Here is a 20,335-nt window from a genome sequence, read left to right on the forward strand (position 1 = left end):
TAGTGTTTCGGTGGTCATAGCGTGAGGGAAACGCCCGGTTACATTCCGAACCCGGAAGCTAAGCCTTACAGCGCCGATGGTACTGCAGGGGGGACTCTGTGGGAGAGTAGGACACCGCCGAACAAATTTTAGGGAAAACCCCGCACCTCACGGTGCGGGGTTTTCTGCGTTTTCAGGGGTTTTCAGGGACGGTCGGCCCGCGTCCGTACGCCCCTGTTTCCCGTCAGAGCCGCCCCGCCGACTTCAGGGCGAGGTATGCGTCCGCCAAGGCCGGTGCCAGGTCTTCCGGGGTGGCGTCCACGACCGTGACGCCCTCCCGGCGGAGTTGTTCCGCGGTGCGCCGGCGTTCGCTCTGCGACTGGGCCGCCGCAGCGGCCTCGTACACCGCCTCGGAGCTTCCACGGGCCGCCGCCATCCGGGCCACGTACGGGTCCGCCACCGATGCGACGAGCACCGTGTGCCGTCGGGTGAGCTGGGAGAGGACGGGGAGCAGGCCCTCTTCGACCGGTGCCGCGTCCAGGCTGGTGAGCAGGACGATCAGAGAACGGCGGGACGTCGTGCGGAGTGCCGTCGCCACGAGGCCTCGGGCGTCGGTCTCGACGAGTTCGGGTTCCACCGTCGCCATGGCGTTGACCAGGGACGGGAGGAGCAGGCCCGCGGCGCGGCCCTGAACGAGGGCGCGTACCCGGCGGTCGTAGGCGAGGAGGTCGACGCGGTCGCCCGCCCTGGACGCGAGAGCCGCCAGGAGCAGCGCGGCGTCCATGGCGGCATCCAGGCGGGGTGCGTCGCCCACGCGGCCGGCGGAGGTGCGGCCCGTGTCGAGGACCAGCAGGACGTGCCGGTCGCGTTCGGGGCGCCAGGTGCGTACGGCGACCGCGGACTGCCGGGCTGTGGCACGCCAGTCGATGGAACGGGTGTCGTCGCCGGGGACGTACTCGCGCAGGCTGTCGAACTCGGTGCCTTCGCCGCGGGTGAGGACGCTGGTGCGGCCGTCCAGTTCCCGGAGCCGGGCCAGTTTCGAAGGCAGGTGCTTTCGGCTGGTGAACGGGGGCAGGACACGGACGGTCCAGGGGACCTTGTGGGTGCCCTGACGGGCGAACAGGCCGAGGGGGCCGTAGGAGCGGACGGTGACGCGGTCGGCCTGGCGGTCGCCGCGGCGGGTGGGGCGCAGACGGGTCGTGACGCGGCGGCGTTCGCCGGCCGGGATCATCAGTCGGTGGCGCGATGCCTCGGTCTCCGTGCCGGGCTGCCAGCTGCTGGGCGGCCAGGCGTCGCGGAGCCGGGCCCGCAGCGGGCGGCCCGACGGATTGGTGACGGTGAGGGTGACGTCGGCGGTCTCGCCCAGGCGTACGGAAGTGTCGCCGGTGCGGGTCAGGCCGAGGCGGCGTACCGGTGCGGCGAGGGCGTAGTCGCAGGCGCAGGCGACGGCCAGAGGCGCGTTGACGGCGAGGATGCCCGTCCAGCCTGCGTCCCAGATGCCGACGGGCAGGGAGCCGATGGCCGCGAGGAGGGCGGCGCGTCCGGTGAGAGCCATCAGCGGGGGACCGGGACGTGGGTGAGGATCGCCGTGATCACCGAGTCGGCGGTGACGCCTTCCATCTCCGCCTCGGGGCGCAGTTGTACGCGGTGGCGCAGGGTGGGCAGGGCGAGTGCTTTGACGTCGTCCGGGATGACGTAGTCGCGGCCGGTCAGCCAGGCCCAGGCGCGGGCGGTCGACAGCAGGGCCGTGGCACCGCGCGGGGAGACGCCCAGGGTGAGGGACGGGGATTCGCGGGTGGCGCGGCAGATGTCGACGACGTAGGCGGCGATCTCCGGGGAGACGGTGGTCTTCGCGATGGCGGAACGGGCCGCGTCGAGGTCGGCGGGGCCCGCGACGGGGCGTACGCCGGCGGCGTGCAGGTCGCGTGGGTTGAAGCCGGCGGCGTGCCGGGTGAGGACGTCGATCTCGTCCTGCCGGGAGGGCAGGGGGATGGTCAGTTTGAGGAGGAAACGGTCCAGCTGTGCTTCGGGCAGGGGATAGGTGCCCTCGTACTCGACCGGGTTCTGGGTGGCGATGACGAGGAAGGGCTCGGGCAGCGGGCGCGGGGTGCCGTCGACGGTGACCTGGCGCTCCTCCATCGCTTCCAGCAGCGAGGACTGGGTCTTCGGCGGGGTGCGGTTGATCTCGTCGGCGAGGACGAGGTTGGTGAAGACCGGGCCGGGCTGGAAGGAGAACCGGGTGGTGCGGGCGTCGTAGACGAGGGAGCCCGTGACGTCGCTGGGCATGAGGTCGGGGGTGAACTGGACGCGCTTGGTGTCGAGTTCGAGGGCGGCGGCCAGGGTGCGGACGAGGAGGGTCTTGGCGACCCCGGGGACGCCTTCGAGCAGGACGTGGCCGCGGCAGAGCAGGGCGACGACGAGGCCGGTCACGGCGGGGTCCTGGCCGACCACGGCCTTGGCGATCTCGGCGCGCAGGGCTTCCAGGGAGGACCGGGCGGCGGTCGCGTCCCCGGTGTGCCCGGCGTTGTCAGTGGTCGGGTCCATCATGGACGGCGTACCTCTCTTTCGAGGGCGTCGAGTCGGTCGGCGAGGGAGACGAGGGCCGCGTCGTCGCCGGGCGGCGGGCCGAAGAGGAGGTCGTGCAGGGGCTGTCCGTCGTCGTGGAGGCGGTGGGACAGGGCGGGGAGCAGGGTCTCGGGCGTGTGCGCCTGGGTGGTGGGGATGCCGACGAGGGGGGCGAGGCGGGTGCGGGTGGCGGAGCGCAGAGCGGCGGCGGCGCGGTCGCGGGCGCTGACCTTGGCGTAGAGGCGGGCGCGGCCTTCGGTGGTTTCGGAGGCGCGGATCGCGACGGGGAGTTTTTCGGGCACGAGGGGGCCGAACCGGCGCGCCCGCCACAGGGCGGCCAGGGCGGCGGCGATGAAGAGCTGGAGGGTGGCCCAGAGCCAGCCGGAGGGGAGCAGGTCGAGGAATCCGCGCCGGCCGGCGGTGGGGGCCGAGTCGTCGGTGAGCGAGGGGAGGTACCAGACCAGATGGGGGCGGGAGCCGAGGAGTTGCAGGGCGAGCGAGGCGTTGCCCTGCTGGTCGAGGCGGGTGTTGTAGAGGATGTCGGGTGCGCCGAGGAGGACGGTGTCGCCGCCGGCGGTCTGCGGGATGCGCAGGAGGGTGGGCAGGCCGTCGCTGGGGTAGCAGGTGTCGGCGGTGCGCAGGGTGGTGGAGTAGCGGATGCCGTCGCCCAGTTCGGCGGGGCCTGCCCTGCGGGCGGCGGGCAGGGCGCAGCCGGGTTCGAGGGCGGTGCCGAAGCCGGGTGCGGGGTCGGCTGTGACGCCGGGGGCCAGGCGGCCGAGGGACGGGCTGTCGGGGGCGACGAGGACGGTGCGTCCGCCCGAGGCGGTGGTCGCGGCGTGCAGCCGGGTCTGCTGGTCGTGGGTCAGCAGGTCGGGGACGGCGACGAGCAGGGTGGTGTGGGGGCCTGCCGCGGCGCGTGCCTCGTCGAGGGTGGTGACGACGCGCGTGGTGACGGCGTGGTCGGCGAGGAGTGCGGCGACGGCGTGGCTGCCGTAGGGGTCGGCGGAGCGCGGGTCGAGCCGGCCGTGCTGGTCGCCGGAGCGGAGGGCGGCGATGGCGACGGCCGCGGCGAGGAGGAGGACGAGGGCGAGCAGGATGCCGCGCGCGCGGGTCCACGTCTGGCGGGCGGTGGGGGAGACGGAGGTGGCCGGGGGCGGGGCCGCGGTGGTGGCCTCGGGGGTCATCCGGCGGCTCCCGGGCGGGTCTGGTCGGTTCCCTGGTGGGTGGCCGGGGTGGTGCTTTGTGTGCTGGCGGCGAGCTGGGGCCGGGTCTGTTCCAGGTCGTGGTCGAGTGCGGCGATGCGCTGGTACGACTGTCCGGTCGCTTGCCGGCCGCCGTATGTGACGTCGTCGAAGTCGCGGGCGGCGGTGCGCAGCCGGTCGCTGTGGGCGGGCAGGGTGCGGCCGGCCTCGGCCGCGGCCTCGTCGGCGGTGCGGCCGGGGCGCGCGTCGAGGAGGGCGCGTTCCTCCAGGGAGCGGACGAGGGCGCGCATGCGTTCCTGGACGGCCTGGTTCCAGTGGCCCTGGGCCGCGTGTGCCTCGGCGGCGGCGCGGTGTTCGGCGGCGGTGCGGGGGCGGTCGTCGAACAGGGCAGGGGGCGTGACGGGTTCGCGGCGGGGCGCGCCCAGGCGCCACCACAGGGCGCCGAGCACGGCGAGGACGGCCAGGATGACGACGACGAGGCCGACGGGTCCGCCGGGGGTGGTGGCGGAGGCGGAGTCGAAGAGCCCGCCCACCCAGTCCCAGAAATGGTCGAGGGCGCGCCGCAGCAGGCCGGGGTCGTTCTCGTGGTACATCCGCTTGGACAGTTCGCGGCGGGCGGCCTCCCGTGCGGGGTCGCGTGGGACGGTCACCGGCGGTTCGCCGCCCGGGCCCGTGGAGGCCAGGGCGGCGGTGTGCCCGGCGTGCAGCAGGGCACGCAGGGGTCCGTCGGCGTGGTCCGCGGCGTGCGGGAGCGCGGGCGGCGCTGTGAGAACTCCCCCCGGCAGGCTCACGGCATCAGCTCCCCGACGCGGGCGCGCCCGAGCCGGGTGCCTGGACGCCTGCGACGCGGGCCAGTTCGAGGTCGAGGGCCTCGCGGCGGATGCGCTGGTCGATGTAGAGGAGCACGGTGACACCGGCCGTGATCGGGAACTTGATCATGGAGCCGATCACCGACCCGACTCCGGTGATGATCAGGTAGGTCCAGCCGAGCTGGGTGCTGCCGTCCAGGAGGCCGGAGAGGCCGCCGTCGCTGAAGGCGGAGGCGATGAGGCTGAAGGGGATGACGATGATCGCGGAGATGATGTTCACGATGAGCGCGGTCAGCAGCTGGATGCCGAACATCCGCCACCAGGAGCCGCGGACCAGCTTGGCGGAGCGGCTCATCGCCTTCTTGACGCCCTGCTTCTCGAGCATCAGAGCGGGCGAGGCGAGGCAGTAGCGGACCGCGAGCCAGATGGCGACCACACCGGCGCCCAGGGCGCCGAGGACGGCGATCGCGGTGCCCCCGGCGGGGGATCCGCCGACGGCGACGAGGATGCCGGGGACGGTGCCCACGGCGAAGACGCCGAGGCAGATGACCAGCAGCAGGAGGACCAGGCCGAGCAGCCGGGGGATCTGGGGGCGGGCGTCGTTCCAGGCTTCGCGGACGGTGACGGGCTTGCCGAGGACCGCGCGGCTGGTGACGGTGGTGAGCAGGGCGGTGGCGAGGACGGTGCCGATGATGCCGACCACGAAGAGGATGCCGGATCCGAGCAGGCCGTCGCCCATGGCGCGCAGCAGTTCGCCGGGGCTCGCGTCCGGGTCGTCGAGTGCCGCGCTGTCGATGATGCCGTTCAGGGCCAGACGCTGGACGAGGATGACGGCGATCTCGGTGACGACCGCGATGACCAGGGAGATGCCGAGCACGGGCCGCCAGTGGGTGCGCATGGTGGACACCGCGCCGTCGAGGATCTCGCCCAGTCCGAGCGGGCGCAGCGGGATCACGCCGGGTTTGGCCGCGGGCGGAGGTCCGCCCCAGCCGGCGCCCCAGGAGCCGTATCCTCCGGGACCGCCGTAACCGCCGGGGCCTCCGTATCCCCCGGGCCCCCGGTAACCGCCGTAGCCGCCGCCGGGACCGCCGTAGCCGCCGCCCGCGGGGGGCTGGGTGCCCCAGCCCTGGCCGGGGGGAGGGGGCGGCGGGGTCTGGCCGGGCGCCGGGGCGGCGGGGCCTCCCGTGGGTGCGGACCACTGGCCTGCCGGTGGCTGTTCCTTGGACCACTTCACGCCAGGGCCCTGCGGCTGCGCGCCCGGCCGGTCCGCGGGCGGCGCGGGCTGGGACGGCGGTGCGGCGTCGGGGCGGCCGGCGGCGTCGGCAGGGCCGGACGCGCCGGGCTCCTGCCCGTCGGACGGGGCGGATCCGGGCGAGGCCCAGCCCGGAGTGTCGTTCATCGTCGCTCCTTCATGGTGCCCGTCCGCGGACGCGGCGGCAGGTTGGCTGCCATCGTGCCATGGGGCGGTGTTCGGGTGACCTGCCGCGGTGCGGGCTGCGCGCCTTCCATTGTCCGAGGGATACGGGGAACACTGACGGCATGGCTGATCAGTACGCGCAGACCCGCGAGGACAACCGGCCGCCGGGGATTCCCGCCATCCGCTGGGAGGAGCCCCCCGAGGGCCCCGTCCTGGTCCTCCTGGACCAGACGAGGCTGCCCGCCGAGGAGGTCGAGCTGGTCTGTACGGACGCACCCGCTCTGGTCGAGGCGATCCGGTCGCTGGCCGTGCGCGGGGCGCCGCTGCTCGGCATCGCCGGTGCGTACGGTGTCGCACTGGCCGCCGCGCGCGGTTTCGACGTGGACGACGCCGCCGACGCGCTCGCCGCGGCGCGTCCCACCGCGGTGAACCTCTCCCTGGGCGTGCACCGGGCGCGGTGCGCGTACCACTCGGCCCTGGCCGAGACCGGTGATCCGCTGCTGGCCGCCCCTGCGGCACTGGCCGCGGCGCAGCGGCTGCACCAGGAGGACGCGCGGGCGAGCGCGCGGATGGCCGAGCACGGTCTGGCGTTGCTGGACGAGCTGCTGCCCGCCGGTGGGCACCGGGTCCTCACGCACTGCAACACCGGGTCGCTGGTGTCGGGCGGGGAGGGGACGGCGTTCGCGGTGGCGCTGGCGGCCCACCGGGAGGGCCGGCTGCGCCGGCTGTGGGTGGACGAGACCCGGCCGCTGCTGCAGGGCGCGCGTCTGACGGCGTACGAGGCGGCCCGCCAGGGTCTGGCGTACACGCTGCTCACGGACAACGCGGCCGGTTCGCTGTTCGCGGCGGGCGAGGTGGACGCGGTGCTGATCGGCGCGGACCGCATCGCGGCGGACGGGTCGGTGGCGAACAAGGTGGGGAGTTATCCGCTCGCGGTGCTCGCCCGCTACCACCATGTGCCGTTCATCGTGGTCGCGCCGGTGACGACGGTGGACGAGAAGACCGCGGACGGGGCGTCCATCGAGGTCGAGCAGCGCCCCGGGTACGAGGTGACGGAGCTGATCGCTCCACAGATCCCGGTGACGGGGGCGGCCGGCGGCATCCCCGTGGCGCCGCTCGGCACGCAGGCGTACAACCCGGCGTTCGACGTGACGCCGCCGGAGCTGGTGACCGCGATCGTCACCGAGGAGGGCGCGGTGTCGCCGGTGACCGCCGAGGGGCTGGCCGAGCTGTGCGCGAGGGCGCGGCGGGGGGCGGCGGGGTAGCCGGCAGGCTCCGCTGCGGGGCCGTTCGCGGGCGAGGGCAGACAGTAGTGACTCCGTACGACTATCGTCACAGGCCAGTGAGCTGTCTCACCTGGATCTTCGCCACCGTTACAAGAATGGGATGATGTCGTTCATGAAGGGACGAGTCCTTGTCGTCGACGACGACACCGCACTGGCCGAGATGCTCGGAATCGTGCTGCGTGGCGAGGGTTTCGAGCCGTCTTTCGTAGCCGACGGCGACAAGGCGCTGGCCGCTTTCCGGGAGAGCAAGCCCGATCTGGTGCTGCTCGACCTGATGCTGCCCGGCCGCGACGGCATCGAGGTCTGCCGCCTGATCAGGGCGGAGTCCGGGGTGCCGATCGTGATGCTGACCGCCAAGAGCGACACCGTGGACGTGGTCGTGGGCCTGGAGTCGGGGGCCGACGACTACATCGTCAAGCCGTTCAAGCCGAAGGAGCTGGTCGCCCGGATCCGGGCGCGGCTGCGCAGGTCGGAGGAGCCGGCCCCGGAGCAGCTGGCCATCGGTGACCTGGTCATCGACGTGGCCGGGCATTCGGTGAAGCGGGACGGGCAGTCGATCGCGCTGACGCCGCTGGAGTTCGACCTGCTGGTCGCGCTCGCCCGCAAGCCGTGGCAGGTGTTCACCCGCGAGGTGCTCCTGGAGCAGGTGTGGGGCTACCGCCACGCGGCGGACACCCGCCTGGTCAACGTGCATGTCCAGCGGCTGCGTTCCAAGGTCGAGAAGGACCCGGAGAAGCCGGAGATCGTGGTGACCGTCCGTGGTGTCGGCTACAAGGCCGGACCGAGCTGACATGTCCGGGGACAGTGCCGCTTCGGCACCCGGACGCTCCGGGTCCCGCGCCGGGCGGCCTGTCGGCCGGAAGGGCGCGGGGTCCCGCTGGGGCCACCTCCTGGAGGGCGGACTGCTGCACGGCGGCGTGCAGGGCAGTCCGGTCCTGCGGCTGCTGCTGCGCTGGGTGCGCCGGCCGCTGCTGCCCGTCATGCGGCTGTGGCGGCGCAACATCCAGCTCAAGGTCGTCGCCACCACGCTGCTGATGTCGCTGGGCGTCGTGCTGCTGCTGGGCGTCGTCGTCATCGGCCAGGTGCGCAACGGGCTGCTGGAGGCCAAGGTCAGGGCGTCGCAGAGCCAGGCCACCGGCGGGTTCGCGGTGGCCAAGCAGCGGGCCGACGAGGCGGCGAGCGGCACCGGCGACGACGCCGCGGGCACCCCCGCGGACGGGCACTCCTCGCAGAACGTCATCTCGTGGATGAGTGAGCTGGTCTCGTCGCTCTCCAGCGGCGGCCAGGGCGCCTTCGACGTGGTCACGCTGCCCGCGGGCGACGACGGCGCCGGGGGACGCGGTCCGCGCGCCTCCGGGCAGGTGGACCCGACCGTGAGCGTCCCCGAGGACCTGCGGGCGCGGATCAACGGCAGCATGACCGCCGCCCAGAGCTACACGCGCATCGTCTACAAGGACACCGACAAGGACCCCCAGCCCGCCCTCGTCATCGGCAAGCAGGTCAACGATCCCAACGGGCACCCGTACCAGCTGTACTACCTCTTCCCGCTCACCCAGGAGGAGAAGTCGCTCAGCCTGGTGAAGGGGACGCTGGCCACGGCCGGCCTCTTCGTCGTCGTGCTGCTGGGGGCGATCGCCTGGCTCGTGGTGCGCCAGGTGGTCACGCCGGTGCGGATGGCCGCGGGGATCGCCGAGCGGCTGTCGGCCGGGCGGCTGCAGGAGCGGATGAAGGTCACCGGCGAGGACGACATCGCGCGCCTGGGCGAGGCCTTCAACAAGATGGCGCAGAACCTCCAGCTGAAGATCAACCAGCTGGAGGACCTGTCGCGGATGCAGCGCCGGTTCGTCTCCGACGTCTCGCACGAGCTGCGCACGCCCCTGACGACCGTACGGATGGCCGCCGACGTCATCCATGAGGCCCGGGAGGACTTCGACCCGGTCACCGCGCGGTCGGCGGAGCTGCTCCTCGACCAGGTGGACCGGTTCGAGTCGCTGCTGTCGGACCTCCTGGAGATCAGCCGCTTCGACGCGGGTGCGGCGGCGCTGGAGGCCGAGCCGGTGGACCTGCGGGAGGTGGTGCGGCGGGTGGTCAGCGGTGCCGAGCCGCTCGCGGACCGCAAGGGCACGCGCATACGCGTCGTCGGCGACCAGCAGCCCGTGGTCGCCGAGGTCGACGCCCGGCGGGTGGAGCGGGTCCTGCGCAACCTCGTCGTCAACGCCGTCGAGCACGGTGACGGGCGGGACGTCGTCGTCAAGCTCGCCGCGGCGGGCGGCGCGGTCGCGGTCGCGGTGCGCGACTACGGCGTCGGGCTCAAGCCGGGGGAGGCGACCCGGGTCTTCAGCCGTTTCTGGCGCGCCGACCCGGCACGCGCGCGTACCACCGGCGGGACGGGGCTGGGGCTGTCGATCGCGCTGGAGGACGCCCGGCTGCACGGCGGCTGGCTGCAGGCGTGGGGCGAGCCGGGCGGCGGTTCGCAGTTCCGGCTGACGATCCCCAGGACGGCGGACGAGCCGCTGCGCGGATCGCCGATACCGCTGGAGCCCAAGGACTCGCGGCGCAACCGGGGGCTCGACGAGGCCGGTGCGGTGCGCGGTGACAAACGGGCCACCGTGCCCGTGCAGACCTCCGGCGACCGCGGCGCGGTGCAGGGCAGGGACCCGATAGCCGCCCGGCCGGCCGCGGTGGCCCCCACCGCCGATCCGACGGCGCTGCCCGGCAGCGGCGCGCGGGTGGTGCCCCGGCCGGGACCGGGCGTCCGGTGGCAGGACAGCGCGCCGGCCGCGGAGCCGGAGCAGGCTCAGGAGCGGGCGGGCGGGGCCGCGGACCCGGGGGACGCCGGGGCGCGGGGCGTGAAGGAGCAAGGGGAGGCATTTCGTGGGCGCTGACCGCGAGGGGGGCGCGCGGCGTCGGCCGATGCGCGCGGTGGCCTGCGCCGCCTGGGGGATCCTGCTGCTGGCGGGGTGCGCCTCGATGCCGGACAGCGGGGACCTGCGGGATGTGGAGTCCACTCCCCGCCAGGACACCGAGGTGCGGGTGTTCGCCATGCCGCCCCGGGAGAACGCCCCGCCCGCGGAGATCGTGCAGGGTTTCCTGGAGGCGCTGACCAGCGACGACCCGCAGTACGCCACGGCCCGCCAGTATCTGACGCCGACCGCCTCCCGGCGGTGGCGGCCGGAGTCGTCCACGACCGTGCTCGCCGACGGGTGGGACATCGAGGTCGACCGTGCCACCGCGCACGAGGACAGCGGCGACTACGCCTTCACGCTGACCGGCAGCAAGGTCGCCCGGGTGGACGAGCAGCAGTCGTACACGCCGCTCGACGGCCGCTACAGCCAGTCGGTGCACCTGGCGCGGGACAAGTCCGGGCAGTGGCGCATCGACACGCCGCCGCAGGGCGTCCTCATGGGCCGCTCGGACTTCCAGCGCAACTACATGCCCGTCAACAAGTACTACTTCGCCTCGGACACGGCGGGCGGAACCGGCAGGCCGGCGACGGCGGTCGCCGATCCGGTGTACGTACGGCAGCGGGTCGACGCCATGACGCGGGTGGTCCGCTCGGTCATCAGCGGGCCGACGCGGTGGCTGGACCGGGTGGTCAGGTCGAGCTTCCCGACCGGGACGGCGCTGCGCCGCGACGTGACCGCGCTGGCGCCCGACGACCAGAACAGACTGACGGTCCCGCTGAACGAGAAGGCGTCCCGGGTGGGCAGCGAGCGGTGCTGGGAGATGGCCGCCCAGGTGCTGTTCACCGTGCAGAACCTGACGCCGACCGTGGAGACGGTGGCGTTGCAGCGGGCCGACGGCAGCACGCTGTGCACGCTCGGCGCGGACCGGGCGCGCACGGTTGCCACCCGCGGGCCCGTCAAGCGGCCCGAGTACCTGTACTTCCTCGACGACAAGCGCAGGCTGGTGCGGATCCTCGGCGGCACTGCCGGGACGAGCGTCGAGCCGGTGCCGGGCGGCCTGGGCGAGGGCCTGCAGCGGCTCAGCTCGGCCGCGGTGGCATGGGACGAGCGCACCGCCGCGGGCGTGAGCAACGACCGCAAGGACCTGTACGTCGGGTCGCTGGTGCAAGGGGGAACGCTCGGGAACGCGGTGCTGCGCAGCGACGGCAAGACCGAGGACGACCGGCTGACGGCGCCGAGCTGGGACGCGCGGGGCGACCTGTGGGTGGCCGACCGTGATCCGGCCCGGCCGCGGCTGGTGGTGCTGGAGCAGGGGAAGGGCCGGCCGGTCGAGGTGACGGTGCCCGGTCTGGACGGGCGCGTCGACGCGGTGCGGGTGGCCGCCGACGGCGTGCGTGTCGCGCTGCTCGTGCAGCACAAGGACGGCACCGAGTCCCTGCTCGTGGGGCGGATCGAACGGGACGGCAGGAGCGGGGAGCGGACCGCGGTGTCCGTGCTCGGGCTGCGCCCGGCCGCGCCCGACATGGAGGACGTCACCGCCATGTCGTGGGCGGGTGACAGCCGGCTGGTGGTCGCCGGACGCGAGCAGGGGGGCGTGCAGACGATGCGGTACGTCCAGGTCGACGGTTCGACGCCGGACGTTCCGGCGCCCGCCGCGCTCACCGGGGTGAAGTCGATCGCCGCGTCCGACGACGAGCGGCTGCCGCTGGTGGCGTACTCGGAGGCGGACGGACTCGTGCGGATGTCGTCCGTGGCCCAGTGGCAGAAGGTGGTCAAGGAGGGGGCGGCGCCCGTCTACCCGGGGTGAGTCACGGCTTTCGGGGCTGCCGCCTCCTGCTCCGCCCGTGCGCTCGTCGGCTCGTACGGGTGAGGCTCTGAGCGTCGTCGGCCGAGTTGTCCACAGGGGGCCGCGGTCCGTTGTCCACAGGGGTGGCGGGGGCGGCGGGGCGTCGGCACAGTGGAGTCATGCGCGGATGGTGGCAGGACTTCACCGACCTGGTCCTGCCGGCCGAGTGCGGCGGCTGCGGCAGGCCGCGCACGGTGCTCTGCCCCCGGTGTCGTGCAGCCCTCGGCGGGGCCGCACCACGCCGGGTGCGTCCGGTGCCGGAGCCGCCCGGCCTGCCGGCCGTGCACGCGGCGGCCTGGTACGCCGACGAGGTCAGGGCGGCGCTCCTCGCCCACAAGGAGCGCGGCGCGCTGGCCCTCGCCGGCCCGCTGGGAGCAGCGCTGGCGGGCGCTGTGCGGGCGGGGCTGCCGCACGAGGGTGCGGCCGGTCCGGTGCTGCTGGTGCCCGTGCCGTCGGCGCGCGGTGCCGTCCGGGCCAGGGGGCACGATCCGGTGCGGCGGATCGCGCTCGCGGCGGCCGGTGAGCTGCGCCGGTCGGGCCTGCCGGCCCGGGCGCTGGCCGTGCTGCGGCAGCGGCGAGCCGTGGCCGACCAGTCGACGCTGGGTTCCCGGCAGCGGCTGGAGAACCTGGCCGGTGCGCTTCAGGTGGCCGCGGGTGGTGCGCGGTTGCTGCGGGAGGGGTCCGTCGTGCTGGTCGACGACCTCATGACGACGGGGGCCTCCCTGGCGGAGGCGGCGCGTGCGGTGAGGTCGGCCGTGTACGCGGCGCGGGTCCGGGAAGGGATGGGGGAACGAAAGCCGGTATCACGGCGGAAGGAGGGGAACCCGGTGTACGGCACAGGGGAATTGGCGGGAGCCGGTGGTGCAGGTGACGTGATCGGTGCGGCCGTCGTCGCTGCTTCTCCGGATTCCTTCGAAATAAACCGGAACTGACAGTGGACATGCGTCGTTGCAGGTAATGAGGGAGATAATTCACCTGGACGGAGGTACGCCGCGGTAGAGGGTGACGCCGTCCCGCCTGGCGAGATATGTTCGGGTGGTGAGGGAAAGGTGCAGGCCGTTCCCGTCATAACCGAATGCCGTGCCGCGGGTTTGCAGGTTTTTCGCAATCTCCGTACCGGCAGGGTGGAGATCTCGCCCGCGGGGAAGGGGAGGTGGACGTCACCGAGTCCGAGGTTCCGGACTGACCGGAACCGGGTGCGAAAGGGAGATGCTCCGCCGCCGAAGCGGAGCGATCCGGGAACGGAGTTCTGCGTGGACATCGTCGTCAAGGGCCGCAAGACAGAGGTGCCCGAGCGGTTCCGCAAGCACGTGGCCGAGAAGCTGAACCTGGAGAAGATCCAGAAGCTCGACGGCAAGGTGATCAGCCTCGACGTCGAGGTGTCCAAGGAGCCCAACCCCCGGCAGGCCGACCGCTGCGACCGAGTGGAGATCACGCTCCGCTCCCGCGGTCCGGTGATCCGGGCGGAGGCAGCGGCCAGCGATCCGTACGCGGCACTCGACCTCGCCGCGGAGAAGCTGGGGGCCCGGCTGCGCAAGCAGCACGACAAGCGATTCTCGCGCCGCGGCGCGCGCCGCATCTCGGCGGCCGAGGTTCCCGACCACGTCCCGGGCGCGGCCACGCTGAACGGCAACGGGCTGACCGCCGCGGAAGAAGCGGGCCAGGTGCCCACGAAGAAGGTCGGCTCGCTGGAGGTGCAGGGGGACGGCCCCCTCGTCGTCCGCGAGAAGACCCACGTCGCCTCTCCGATGACCCTCGACCAGGCTCTCTACGAGATGGAGCTGGTCGGGCACGACTTCTACCTGTTCGTGGACTCCGAGACCAAGGAACCCAGCGTCGTCTACCGGCGGCACGCCTACGACTACGGCGTGATCCACCTCCGGACGGACACGATGGTGACCCAGGAGCACTCTCCCGAGGCGGGCGGCACCCTGGGCGGCTGACGCCCCGCCCGGCGGCCGGCGGCCGCGCCGGTGCCCCTGGAGTGCGCGGGTGCGCCCCCGGGGGCACCGGTGTGCGACCCCTTCGCGCACCGCTTGGTCACCTCGGTGGCGGCCGGACATGGAATCATGGCCGCAACGGCCCAACGGCTGGGCCGTTGCCTCGGGTTGGCCTCGTCACCGCACGCCGGGCCACAGCCTCAGAGGGGGAGGAACAACGATGACGGACAGCTTCGGCCCGCTGCGGGACCCTGACGTCGGCCACGGTGTCACCGGCATGGGCCCGGACGCGGGCGCGACCCGCGCGGAGCCGATCAGAGTCCTGGTCGTGGACGACCACGCCCTCTTCCGCCGCGGCCTGGAGATCGTGCTCGCCGCCGAGGAGGACATCCAGGTCGTCGGCGAGGCCGGAGACGGCGCCGAGGCCGTGGACAAGGCCGCCGACCTGCTGCCTGACATCGTGCTGATGGACGTACGGATGCCGCGGCGCGGCGGCATCGAGGCGTGCACCTCCATCAAGGAGGTCGCCCCCAGCGCGAAGATCATCATGCTGACGATCAGCGACGAGGAGGCCGACCTCTATGACGCGATCAAGGCGGGGGCGACCGGCTACCTCCTCAAGGAGATCTCCACGGACGAGGTGTCCACCGCCATCCGGGCCGTGGCCGACGGCCAGTCGCAGATCAGCCCCTCCATGGCCTCGAAGCTGCTCACCGAGTTCAAGTCGATGATCCAGCGCACCGACGAGCGCCGTCTGGTTCCCGCTCCCCGGCTGACCGACCGGGAGCTGGAGGTCCTCAAGCTCGTCGCCACGGGCATGAACAACCGGGACATCGCCAAGGAGTTGTTCATCTCCGAGAACACCGTGAAGAACCACGTCCGGAACATCCTGGAGAAGCTGCAGCTGCACTCCAGGATGGAAGCGGTGGTGTACGCGATGCGGGAGAAGATCCTCGAGATCCGCTGAGCCGGCTCAGCGCGGCGCGGCGGCCGGCGCCCCGCTCACCTCGCGGGTGAGCGCATCGCGCAGCTCGGCGGGTTCGACGCGCTCCACCCGCACGTCGGCGGCCCCCACCCAGCTCGCCGCCTCGGCCAGGGCCTGGGCCACCGCCGGGACCGCCTTCGCGTTCTTGAGGGTGACCTGCTTGGCCACCAGCGTGCTCCCCTGCCGGGCCGGGTCCACCCGGCCCACCAGCCGGCCGCCCGCCAGCACCGGCATCGCGAAGTAGCCGTGGATCCGCTGGGGCCGGGGGACGTAGGCCTCCAGGCGGTGGGTGAAGCCGAAGATCCGCTCGGTGCGGGCCCGGTCCCAGATCAGGGAGTCGAACGGGGACAGCAGCGTGGTGCGGTGGCGCCCGCGCGGGACCGTCTCCAGGGCCGCCGGGTCCGCCCAGGCGGGCTTCCCCCAGCCCTCCACGGTGACCGGGACCAGCCCGGACTCGGCGATCACCGCATCGACCTGCTCGCCCTTGAGGCGGTGGTAGTCGGCGATGTCCGCGCGGGTCCCCACGCCGAGTGACTGGCCGGCCAGCCGGACCAGGCGGCGCAGGCACTCGGCGTCGTCCAGCTCGTCGTGCAGCAGCGACGGGGGGACAGCGCGCTCGGCCAGGTCGTACACCCGCTTCCAGCCGCGGCGCTCGACGCAGACCACCTCCCCGTACATCAGGGCGCGCTCGACGGCGACCTTGGTCCCGGACCAGTCCCACCACTCGCTGGTCCGCTTGGCGCCGCCCAACTCCGTCGCCGTCAGCGGGCCTTCGGTGGTCAGCTGCTTGATCACCTGGTCGTAGGTGCCCTCGGGGAGCTGGTGGTTCCAGTGCGGGCGGCTGCGGTAGGCGCGGCGGCGGAAGGCGAAGTGGGGCCACTCCTCGATGGGCAGGATGCAGGCGGCGTGCGACCAGTACTCGAAGGCGTGCGTGCCGCTCCAGTAGGCCTGCTCGACGCTGCGGCGGCCGACCGCGCCGAGACGGGCGTAGGGGATGAGTTCGTGCGAGCGGGCGAGGACCGAGATGGTGTCCAGCTGGACCGCGCCGAGGTGGCGCAGCACGCCGCGCACACCGGACCTGCGGTCGGGGGCGCCGAGCAGGCCTTGGGCACGCAGGGCGATGCGGCGGGCTTCGTCCGCCGACAGGTCGGTGGTGGGGCGCGGGACGGTCGTCATGGTCGGCACGATAGAGGCCCGCACTGACAGCATGGCCCGACCTGCGGGTTCCGGACACGCCCTAGGAGCGGGCGGGGAGGTAGGGGGCCGTCGAGGGCAGTTCGAGGTCGGAGGGGAGCAGGGAGCCCACCCAGCAGTCGCGTCGTACCCCCTTGTTGTTCAGGGCCGAGCGCAGGGTGCCTTCGACGGTGAAGCCCGCCCGTTCGGCGACCGCGCGGGAGGCGGTGTTGCCGACCTCGGCCCGCCACTCCAGCCGGTCCACGGCGAGGTGGGTGAAGGCCCAGCGGGCGGCGGCACGGGACGCCTCGGTGACGTAGCCGTTGCCGCGGTGCTCCTTCGCGGCCCAGAAGCCGATCTCGGCCTCCCCCAGGGAGCGCCGGGTGAGACCCAGCATGCCCACGAGGTCGTGCGCGGGTGCGGACAGGAAGAGCCCGAAGGTGAACATCGAGCCGTCGCGCCAGCCGTCGGGGACCATCTGCTCGGTGAAGCCGCGCGCGTGCTCGTACAGATAAGGGGAGGGGACGGTGGTCCAGCGCTGGATGCCGGGGTCCTGCGCGGCGGCGTACACCGCGTCGGTGTCCTTGGGGCCGACGGTGCGCAGGACGAGGCGGCCGGTGGTGAGCGTCACGGGTTCCATCGACCGATTCTGCTCGTCGGCCGCGCGGGACGCCATCGTGTTTCTCGCTGGGTGAGCGCGCGGTCACGATTCGCGCAATTCCCGGGAAGAACGCGGCACCATCCGCGCCCCCCGTCCGTTGTCCTCTTTGAAGGCGACGCGAATCGCAGTGCGGGAGTGCCCTCGCGGCAGGCACTCCCGGCTGGGCGGGGTCCTCGCATACGATGGCCGTTGCTCAGCCAAGCCAAATGGAAACCCGACCGTCCCAGGCCCGACCGGCAAGGAGACCAACCCCCGTGTCCGTCCTCTCGAAGATCATGCGTGCAGGCGAAGGCAAGATCCTGCGCAGGCTGCACCGCATCGCGGGCCAGGTCAACTCCATCGAAGAGGACTTCGTCGGCCTCTCCGACGCCGAGCTGCGGGCCCTCACCGATGAGTACAAGCAGCGGTACGCCGATGGCGAGAGCCTGGACGACCTGCTGCCCGAGGCGTTCGCCACCGTTCGCGAGGCGGCCAAGCGCGTCCTGGGCCAGCGGCACTACGACGTGCAGCTGATGGGCGGCGCCGCCCTGCACATGGGGTACGTCGCCGAGATGAAGACCGGTGAGGGCAAGACGCTCGTCGGCACCCTGCCCGCCTATCTCAACGCCCTCTCCGGCGACGGCGTCCACATCGTCACGGTCAACGACTACCTGGCCGAGCGCGACTCCGAGATGATGGGCCGCGTCCACAAGTTCCTGGGCCTGGACGTCGGCTGCATCCTCGCCAACATGACCCCGGCCCAGCGCCGCGAGCAGTACGCCTGCGACATCACCTACGGCACGAACAACGAGTTCGGCTTCGACTACCTGCGCGACAACATGGCCTGGTCGAAGGACGAACTGGTCCAGCGCGGCCACAACTTCGCCATCGTCGACGAGGTCGACTCCATCCTCGTCGACGAGGCCCGTACGCCGCTGATCATCTCGGGCCCGGCCGACCAGGCCACCAAGTGGTACGGCGACTTCGCCAAGCTCGTCACCCGCCTGAAGAAGGGCGAGGCGGGCAACCCGCTCAAGGGCCTCGAGGAGACCGGCGACTACGACGTCGACGAGAAGAAGCGCACGGTCGCCATCCACGAGGCCGGCGTCTCCAAGGTCGAGGACTGGCTGGGCATCGACAACCTCTACGAGTCGGTGAACACCCCGCTCGTCGGTTACCTGAACAACGCCATCAAGGCGAAGGAACTGTTCAAGAAGGACAAGGACTACGTCGTCATCGACGGCGAGGTCATGATCGTCGACGAGCACACCGGCCGTATCCTCGCCGGCCGCCGTTACAACGAGGGCATGCACCAGGCGATCGAGGCGAAGGAAGGGGTGGACATCAAGGACGAGAACCAGACGCTCGCCACGATCACCCTGCAGAACTTCTTCCGCCTGTACAACAAGCTCTCCGGCATGACCGGTACGGCCATGACCGAGGCCGCCGAGTTCCATCAGATCTACAAGCTCGGCGTGGTCCCGATCCCGACGAACAAGCCGATGGTCCGCAAGGACCAGTCGGACCTGATCTACCGCACCGAGATCGCCAAGTTCGAGGCGGTCGTCGACGACATCGCGGAGAAGCACGAGAAGGGCCAGCCGATCCTGGTCGGCACCACCTCGGTCGAGAAGTCCGAGTACCTCTCGCAGCAGCTCAGCAAGCGCGGCATCCAGCACGAGGTGCTCAACGCCAAGCACCACGAGCGGGAGGCGTCGATCGTCGCCCAGGCCGGCCGCAAGGGCGCCGTGACGGTCGCGACGAACATGGCCGGCCGTGGTACGGACATCAAGCTCGGCGGCAACCCCGAGGACCTCGCCGAGGCGGAGCTGCGCCAGCGCGGCCTCGACCCCGAGGAGCACATCGAGGAGTGGGCGGCGGCCCTGCCCGCCGCGCTGGAGAAGGCCGAGCAGGCCGTCAAGGCGGAGAAGGACGAGGTCGAGAAGCTCGGCGGCCTCTACGTGCTGGGCACCGAGCGGCACGAGTCGCGCCGGATCGACAACCAGCTGCGCGGCCGCTCCGGCCGTCAGGGCGACCCCGGCGAGTCCCGTTTCTACCTCTCGCTGGGCGACGACCTGATGCGCCTGTTCAAGGCCCAGATGGTCGAGCGCGTGATGTCGATGGCGAACGTGCCGGACGACGTGCCCATCGAGAACAAGATGGTCACCCGCGCGATCGCCTCCGCCCAGTCGCAGGTCGAGCAGCAGAACTTCGAGACCCGTAAGAACGTCCTGAAGTACGACGAGGTCCTCAACCGCCAGCGCGAGGTCATCTACGGCGAGCGGCGCCGCGTCCTGGAGGGCGAGGACCTGCAGGAGCAGGTGCATCACTTCATGGACGACACGATCGACGCCTACGTCCAGGCGGAGACCGCCGAGGGCTTCCCGGAGGACTGGGACCTCGACCGGCTGTGGGGCGCCTTCAAGCAGCTCTACCCGGTGAAGGTCACCGTCGAGGAGCTGGAGGAGGCCGCCGGGGACCGGGCGGGTCTGACGGCCGAGTTCATCGGCGACTCCATCAAGGACGACATCCGCGAGCAGTACGAGGCGCGTGAGACGCAGCTCGGCTCGGAGATCATGCGTGAGCTGGAGCGCCGGGTGGTGCTGTCCGTGCTCGACCGCAAGTGGCGCGAGCACCTCTACGAGATGGACTACCTCCAGGAGGGCATCGGCCTGCGCGCGATGGCGCAGAAGGACCCGCTGGTCGAGTACCAGCGCGAGGGCTTCGACATGTTCTCCGCGATGATGGACGGCATCAAGGAGGAGTCCGTCGGCTACCTGTTCAACCTGGAGGTCCAGGTCGAGCAGCAGGTCGAGGAGGTCCCCGTCGAGGAGGCGGCGCCGTCCCTGGAGAAGGCGCCGCAGGACGCGGTGCCCGCGCAGGCCGGCGCGCGTCCGGAGATCCGCGCGAAGGGCCTGGACGCGCCGCAGCGGCGTGACCTGCACTTCTCGGCGCCGACCGTGGACGGGGAGGGCGGTGTCGTCGAGGGCGAGTTCGCCAGCGACGACGAGCCGGTGCGCTCCGCGTCCGACGGCCTCACGCGCGCGGAGCGCCGCAAGCAGGCGAAGGGCGGCCGCCGCCGCAAGAAGTGAGGGCGGCTCCTGACGGAGCGGCACACGGAGAAGGGCCGGGCACCGGAAGGTGCCTGGCCCTTTGGTTTGCGGCTGGGCTCTTGGCGGGCGGGGGCGGGGCCTCGGTGTGGGCTGGGCCTTGGTCTGGGGGTGGCCGGGGGCTGGCTTTTGACTCGGGCCGGGGGGCTCTTGGCCTCGGGGCGGGCTCAGGCAGCAGCCTGCTCGGGTGAGGGGCGGGGAGGAGACCATTGGCCGGTTCAGCGCTTCGGCTGGTCGGTGGTCCGGACGGTCGGGGGCGGTCGGGCCGGTACTCGGGACGGGCGGTGGTGCGGGGTGGTCTGGGCAGTCCGGAGGGGCGAGGGCGGGGCTGCTGGGGCGTTGGCCGGTCCGGATGGTTGGTGGTGCGGCTGTTCAGGGACGGGGTTGCGTCCAGGGAAGTGGTGTACGGGTTCGACCTGATCCGGGGGTTTGCTCCGGCATCGAGATGAAGCCCGCATAGACGAACGGCCACCGGCT

At 72.4% G+C, this 20,335-nt stretch carries 15 protein-coding genes and 1 rRNA gene; 9 read left to right on the top strand and 7 right to left on the bottom strand.

Going from position 1 to position 20,335, the window contains the following annotated elements:
• Positions 1-6: 6 nt before the first annotated feature.
• Positions 7-123, top strand: a 5S ribosomal RNA gene (gene rrf / locus ABZ719_RS35070).
• 100 nt (positions 124-223) lie between these two features.
• Here the strand turns inward: rrf and ABZ719_RS35075 are convergent.
• The 5 genes from ABZ719_RS35075 to ABZ719_RS35095 are packed head-to-tail and all read right to left on the bottom strand — an operon-like array spanning position 224 to position 5,954.
• Positions 224-1,534: a DUF58 domain-containing protein gene (locus ABZ719_RS35075; protein ID WP_366729216.1), complete on the bottom strand. Its 1,311-nt coding sequence runs from the start codon at positions 1,532-1,534 to the stop codon at positions 224-226.
• A complete protein-coding gene (locus tag ABZ719_RS35080) occupies positions 1,534-2,523 on the bottom strand; it encodes a MoxR family ATPase (protein WP_366729228.1) in 990 nt (329 codons plus the stop codon). Before ABZ719_RS35080 ends, ABZ719_RS35075 begins: the two co-directional genes overlap by 1 nt.
• Complete coding sequence (locus ABZ719_RS35085) at positions 2,523-3,728, bottom strand: DUF4350 domain-containing protein (RefSeq protein ID WP_366729217.1); 1,206 nt, start codon at positions 3,726-3,728, stop codon at positions 2,523-2,525. Before ABZ719_RS35085 ends, ABZ719_RS35080 begins: the two co-directional genes overlap by 1 nt.
• Positions 3,725-4,537: a DUF4129 domain-containing protein gene (locus ABZ719_RS35090; RefSeq protein ID WP_366729218.1), complete on the bottom strand. Its 813-nt coding sequence runs from the start codon at positions 4,535-4,537 to the stop codon at positions 3,725-3,727. Before ABZ719_RS35090 ends, ABZ719_RS35085 begins: the two co-directional genes overlap by 4 nt.
• A gap of 4 nt (positions 4,538-4,541) precedes the next feature.
• Complete coding sequence (locus ABZ719_RS35095) at positions 4,542-5,954, bottom strand: glycerophosphoryl diester phosphodiesterase membrane domain-containing protein (RefSeq protein WP_366729219.1); 1,413 nt, start codon at positions 5,952-5,954, stop codon at positions 4,542-4,544.
• Positions 5,955-6,094: 140 nt separating this feature from the next.
• Here ABZ719_RS35095 and mtnA point away from each other — a divergent pair, with 140 nt between their 5' ends.
• The 7 genes from mtnA (at position 6,095) to ABZ719_RS35130 (ending at position 14,917) form a co-directional block, all read left to right on the top strand.
• On the top strand, positions 6,095-7,237 hold the full coding sequence (gene mtnA, locus ABZ719_RS35100) for an S-methyl-5-thioribose-1-phosphate isomerase (RefSeq protein ID WP_366729220.1): 1,143 nt from the start codon (positions 6,095-6,097) through the stop codon (positions 7,235-7,237).
• 121 nt (positions 7,238-7,358) lie between these two features.
• Positions 7,359-8,048 carry a two-component system response regulator MtrA gene (gene mtrA, locus ABZ719_RS35105; protein ID WP_003990656.1) on the top strand — a complete coding sequence of 230 codons (690 nt, stop codon included), beginning with the start codon at positions 7,359-7,361 and terminating at the stop codon, positions 8,046-8,048.
• Position 8,049: 1 nt separating this feature from the next.
• Positions 8,050-10,143 carry an MtrAB system histidine kinase MtrB gene (gene mtrB / locus ABZ719_RS35110; protein WP_366729221.1) on the top strand — a complete coding sequence of 698 codons (2,094 nt, stop codon included), beginning with the start codon at positions 8,050-8,052 and terminating at the stop codon, positions 10,141-10,143.
• The gene (locus ABZ719_RS35115; RefSeq protein WP_366729222.1) at positions 10,133-11,971 is read left to right on the top strand and encodes an LpqB family beta-propeller domain-containing protein; all 1,839 of its coding nucleotides are present in this window, start codon (positions 10,133-10,135) and stop codon (positions 11,969-11,971) included. The genes mtrB and ABZ719_RS35115 overlap by 11 nt, the downstream gene beginning before the upstream one ends.
• A 158-nt stretch (positions 11,972-12,129) precedes the next feature.
• Positions 12,130-12,942, top strand: a complete 813-nt coding sequence (locus tag ABZ719_RS35120) for a ComF family protein (protein WP_366729223.1) — start codon at positions 12,130-12,132, stop codon at positions 12,940-12,942.
• 321 nt (positions 12,943-13,263) lie between these two features.
• Positions 13,264-13,953, top strand: coding sequence for a ribosome-associated translation inhibitor RaiA (gene raiA / locus ABZ719_RS35125; protein ID WP_037862617.1), 690 nt, complete (start codon positions 13,264-13,266; stop codon positions 13,951-13,953).
• A 217-nt stretch (positions 13,954-14,170) separates the two neighbouring features.
• Positions 14,171-14,917, top strand: a complete 747-nt coding sequence (locus ABZ719_RS35130; RefSeq protein WP_366729224.1) for a response regulator transcription factor — start codon at positions 14,171-14,173, stop codon at positions 14,915-14,917.
• 6 nt (positions 14,918-14,923) lie between these two features.
• Here the strand turns inward: ABZ719_RS35130 and ABZ719_RS35135 are convergent, their stop codons facing one another.
• Both ABZ719_RS35135 and ABZ719_RS35140 read right to left on the bottom strand, forming a co-directional pair.
• Positions 14,924-16,111, bottom strand: coding sequence for a crosslink repair DNA glycosylase YcaQ family protein (locus ABZ719_RS35135; protein ID WP_366729225.1), 1,188 nt, complete (start codon positions 16,109-16,111; stop codon positions 14,924-14,926).
• A gap of 61 nt (positions 16,112-16,172) precedes the next feature.
• Positions 16,173-16,748 carry a GNAT family protein gene (locus tag ABZ719_RS35140; RefSeq protein ID WP_366729226.1) on the bottom strand — a complete coding sequence of 192 codons (576 nt, stop codon included), beginning with the start codon at positions 16,746-16,748 and terminating at the stop codon, positions 16,173-16,175.
• A gap of 275 nt (positions 16,749-17,023) precedes the next feature.
• On the opposite strand from ABZ719_RS35140, the gene secA reads away from it, so the two are divergent.
• Entirely contained in the window at positions 17,024-19,840 is a 2,817-nt protein-coding gene (gene secA, locus ABZ719_RS35145; protein ID WP_366729227.1) for a preprotein translocase subunit SecA, read from the top strand.
• The last annotated feature ends 495 nt before the right edge of the window (positions 19,841-20,335 follow it).

Origin of the sequence: Streptomyces sp. NPDC006743 (assembly GCF_040703815.1) — a bacterium.
Lineage (GTDB): Bacteria > Actinomycetota > Actinomycetes > Streptomycetales > Streptomycetaceae > Streptomyces.

What these genes read in the sequence shown, in the direction of transcription:
- ABZ719_RS35080 (WP_366729228.1), bottom strand. Translation starts at nt 2,523, where the DNA reads ATGGACCCGACCACTGACAACGCCGGGCACACCGGGGACGCGACCGCC.
- ABZ719_RS35085 (WP_366729217.1), bottom strand. Translation starts at nt 3,728, where the DNA reads ATGACCCCCGAGGCCACCACCGCGGCCCCGCCCCCGGCCACCTCCGTC.
- ABZ719_RS35120 (WP_366729223.1), top strand. Translation starts at nt 12,130, where the DNA reads ATGCGCGGATGGTGGCAGGACTTCACCGACCTGGTCCTGCCGGCCGAG.
- ABZ719_RS35130 (WP_366729224.1), top strand. Translation starts at nt 14,171, where the DNA reads ATGACGGACAGCTTCGGCCCGCTGCGGGACCCTGACGTCGGCCACGGT.
- ABZ719_RS35140 (WP_366729226.1), bottom strand. Translation starts at nt 16,748, where the DNA reads ATGGAACCCGTGACGCTCACCACCGGCCGCCTCGTCCTGCGCACCGTC.
- mtnA (WP_366729220.1), top strand. Translation starts at nt 6,095, where the DNA reads ATGGCTGATCAGTACGCGCAGACCCGCGAGGACAACCGGCCGCCGGGG.
- ABZ719_RS35075 (WP_366729216.1), bottom strand. Translation starts at nt 1,534, where the DNA reads ATGGCTCTCACCGGACGCGCCGCCCTCCTCGCGGCCATCGGCTCCCTG.
- ABZ719_RS35095 (WP_366729219.1), bottom strand. Translation starts at nt 5,954, where the DNA reads ATGAACGACACTCCGGGCTGGGCCTCGCCCGGATCCGCCCCGTCCGAC.
- mtrA (WP_003990656.1), top strand. Translation starts at nt 7,359, where the DNA reads ATGATGTCGTTCATGAAGGGACGAGTCCTTGTCGTCGACGACGACACC.
- ABZ719_RS35135 (WP_366729225.1), bottom strand. Translation starts at nt 16,111, where the DNA reads ATGACGACCGTCCCGCGCCCCACCACCGACCTGTCGGCGGACGAAGCC.
- mtrB (WP_366729221.1), top strand. Translation starts at nt 8,050, where the DNA reads ATGTCCGGGGACAGTGCCGCTTCGGCACCCGGACGCTCCGGGTCCCGC.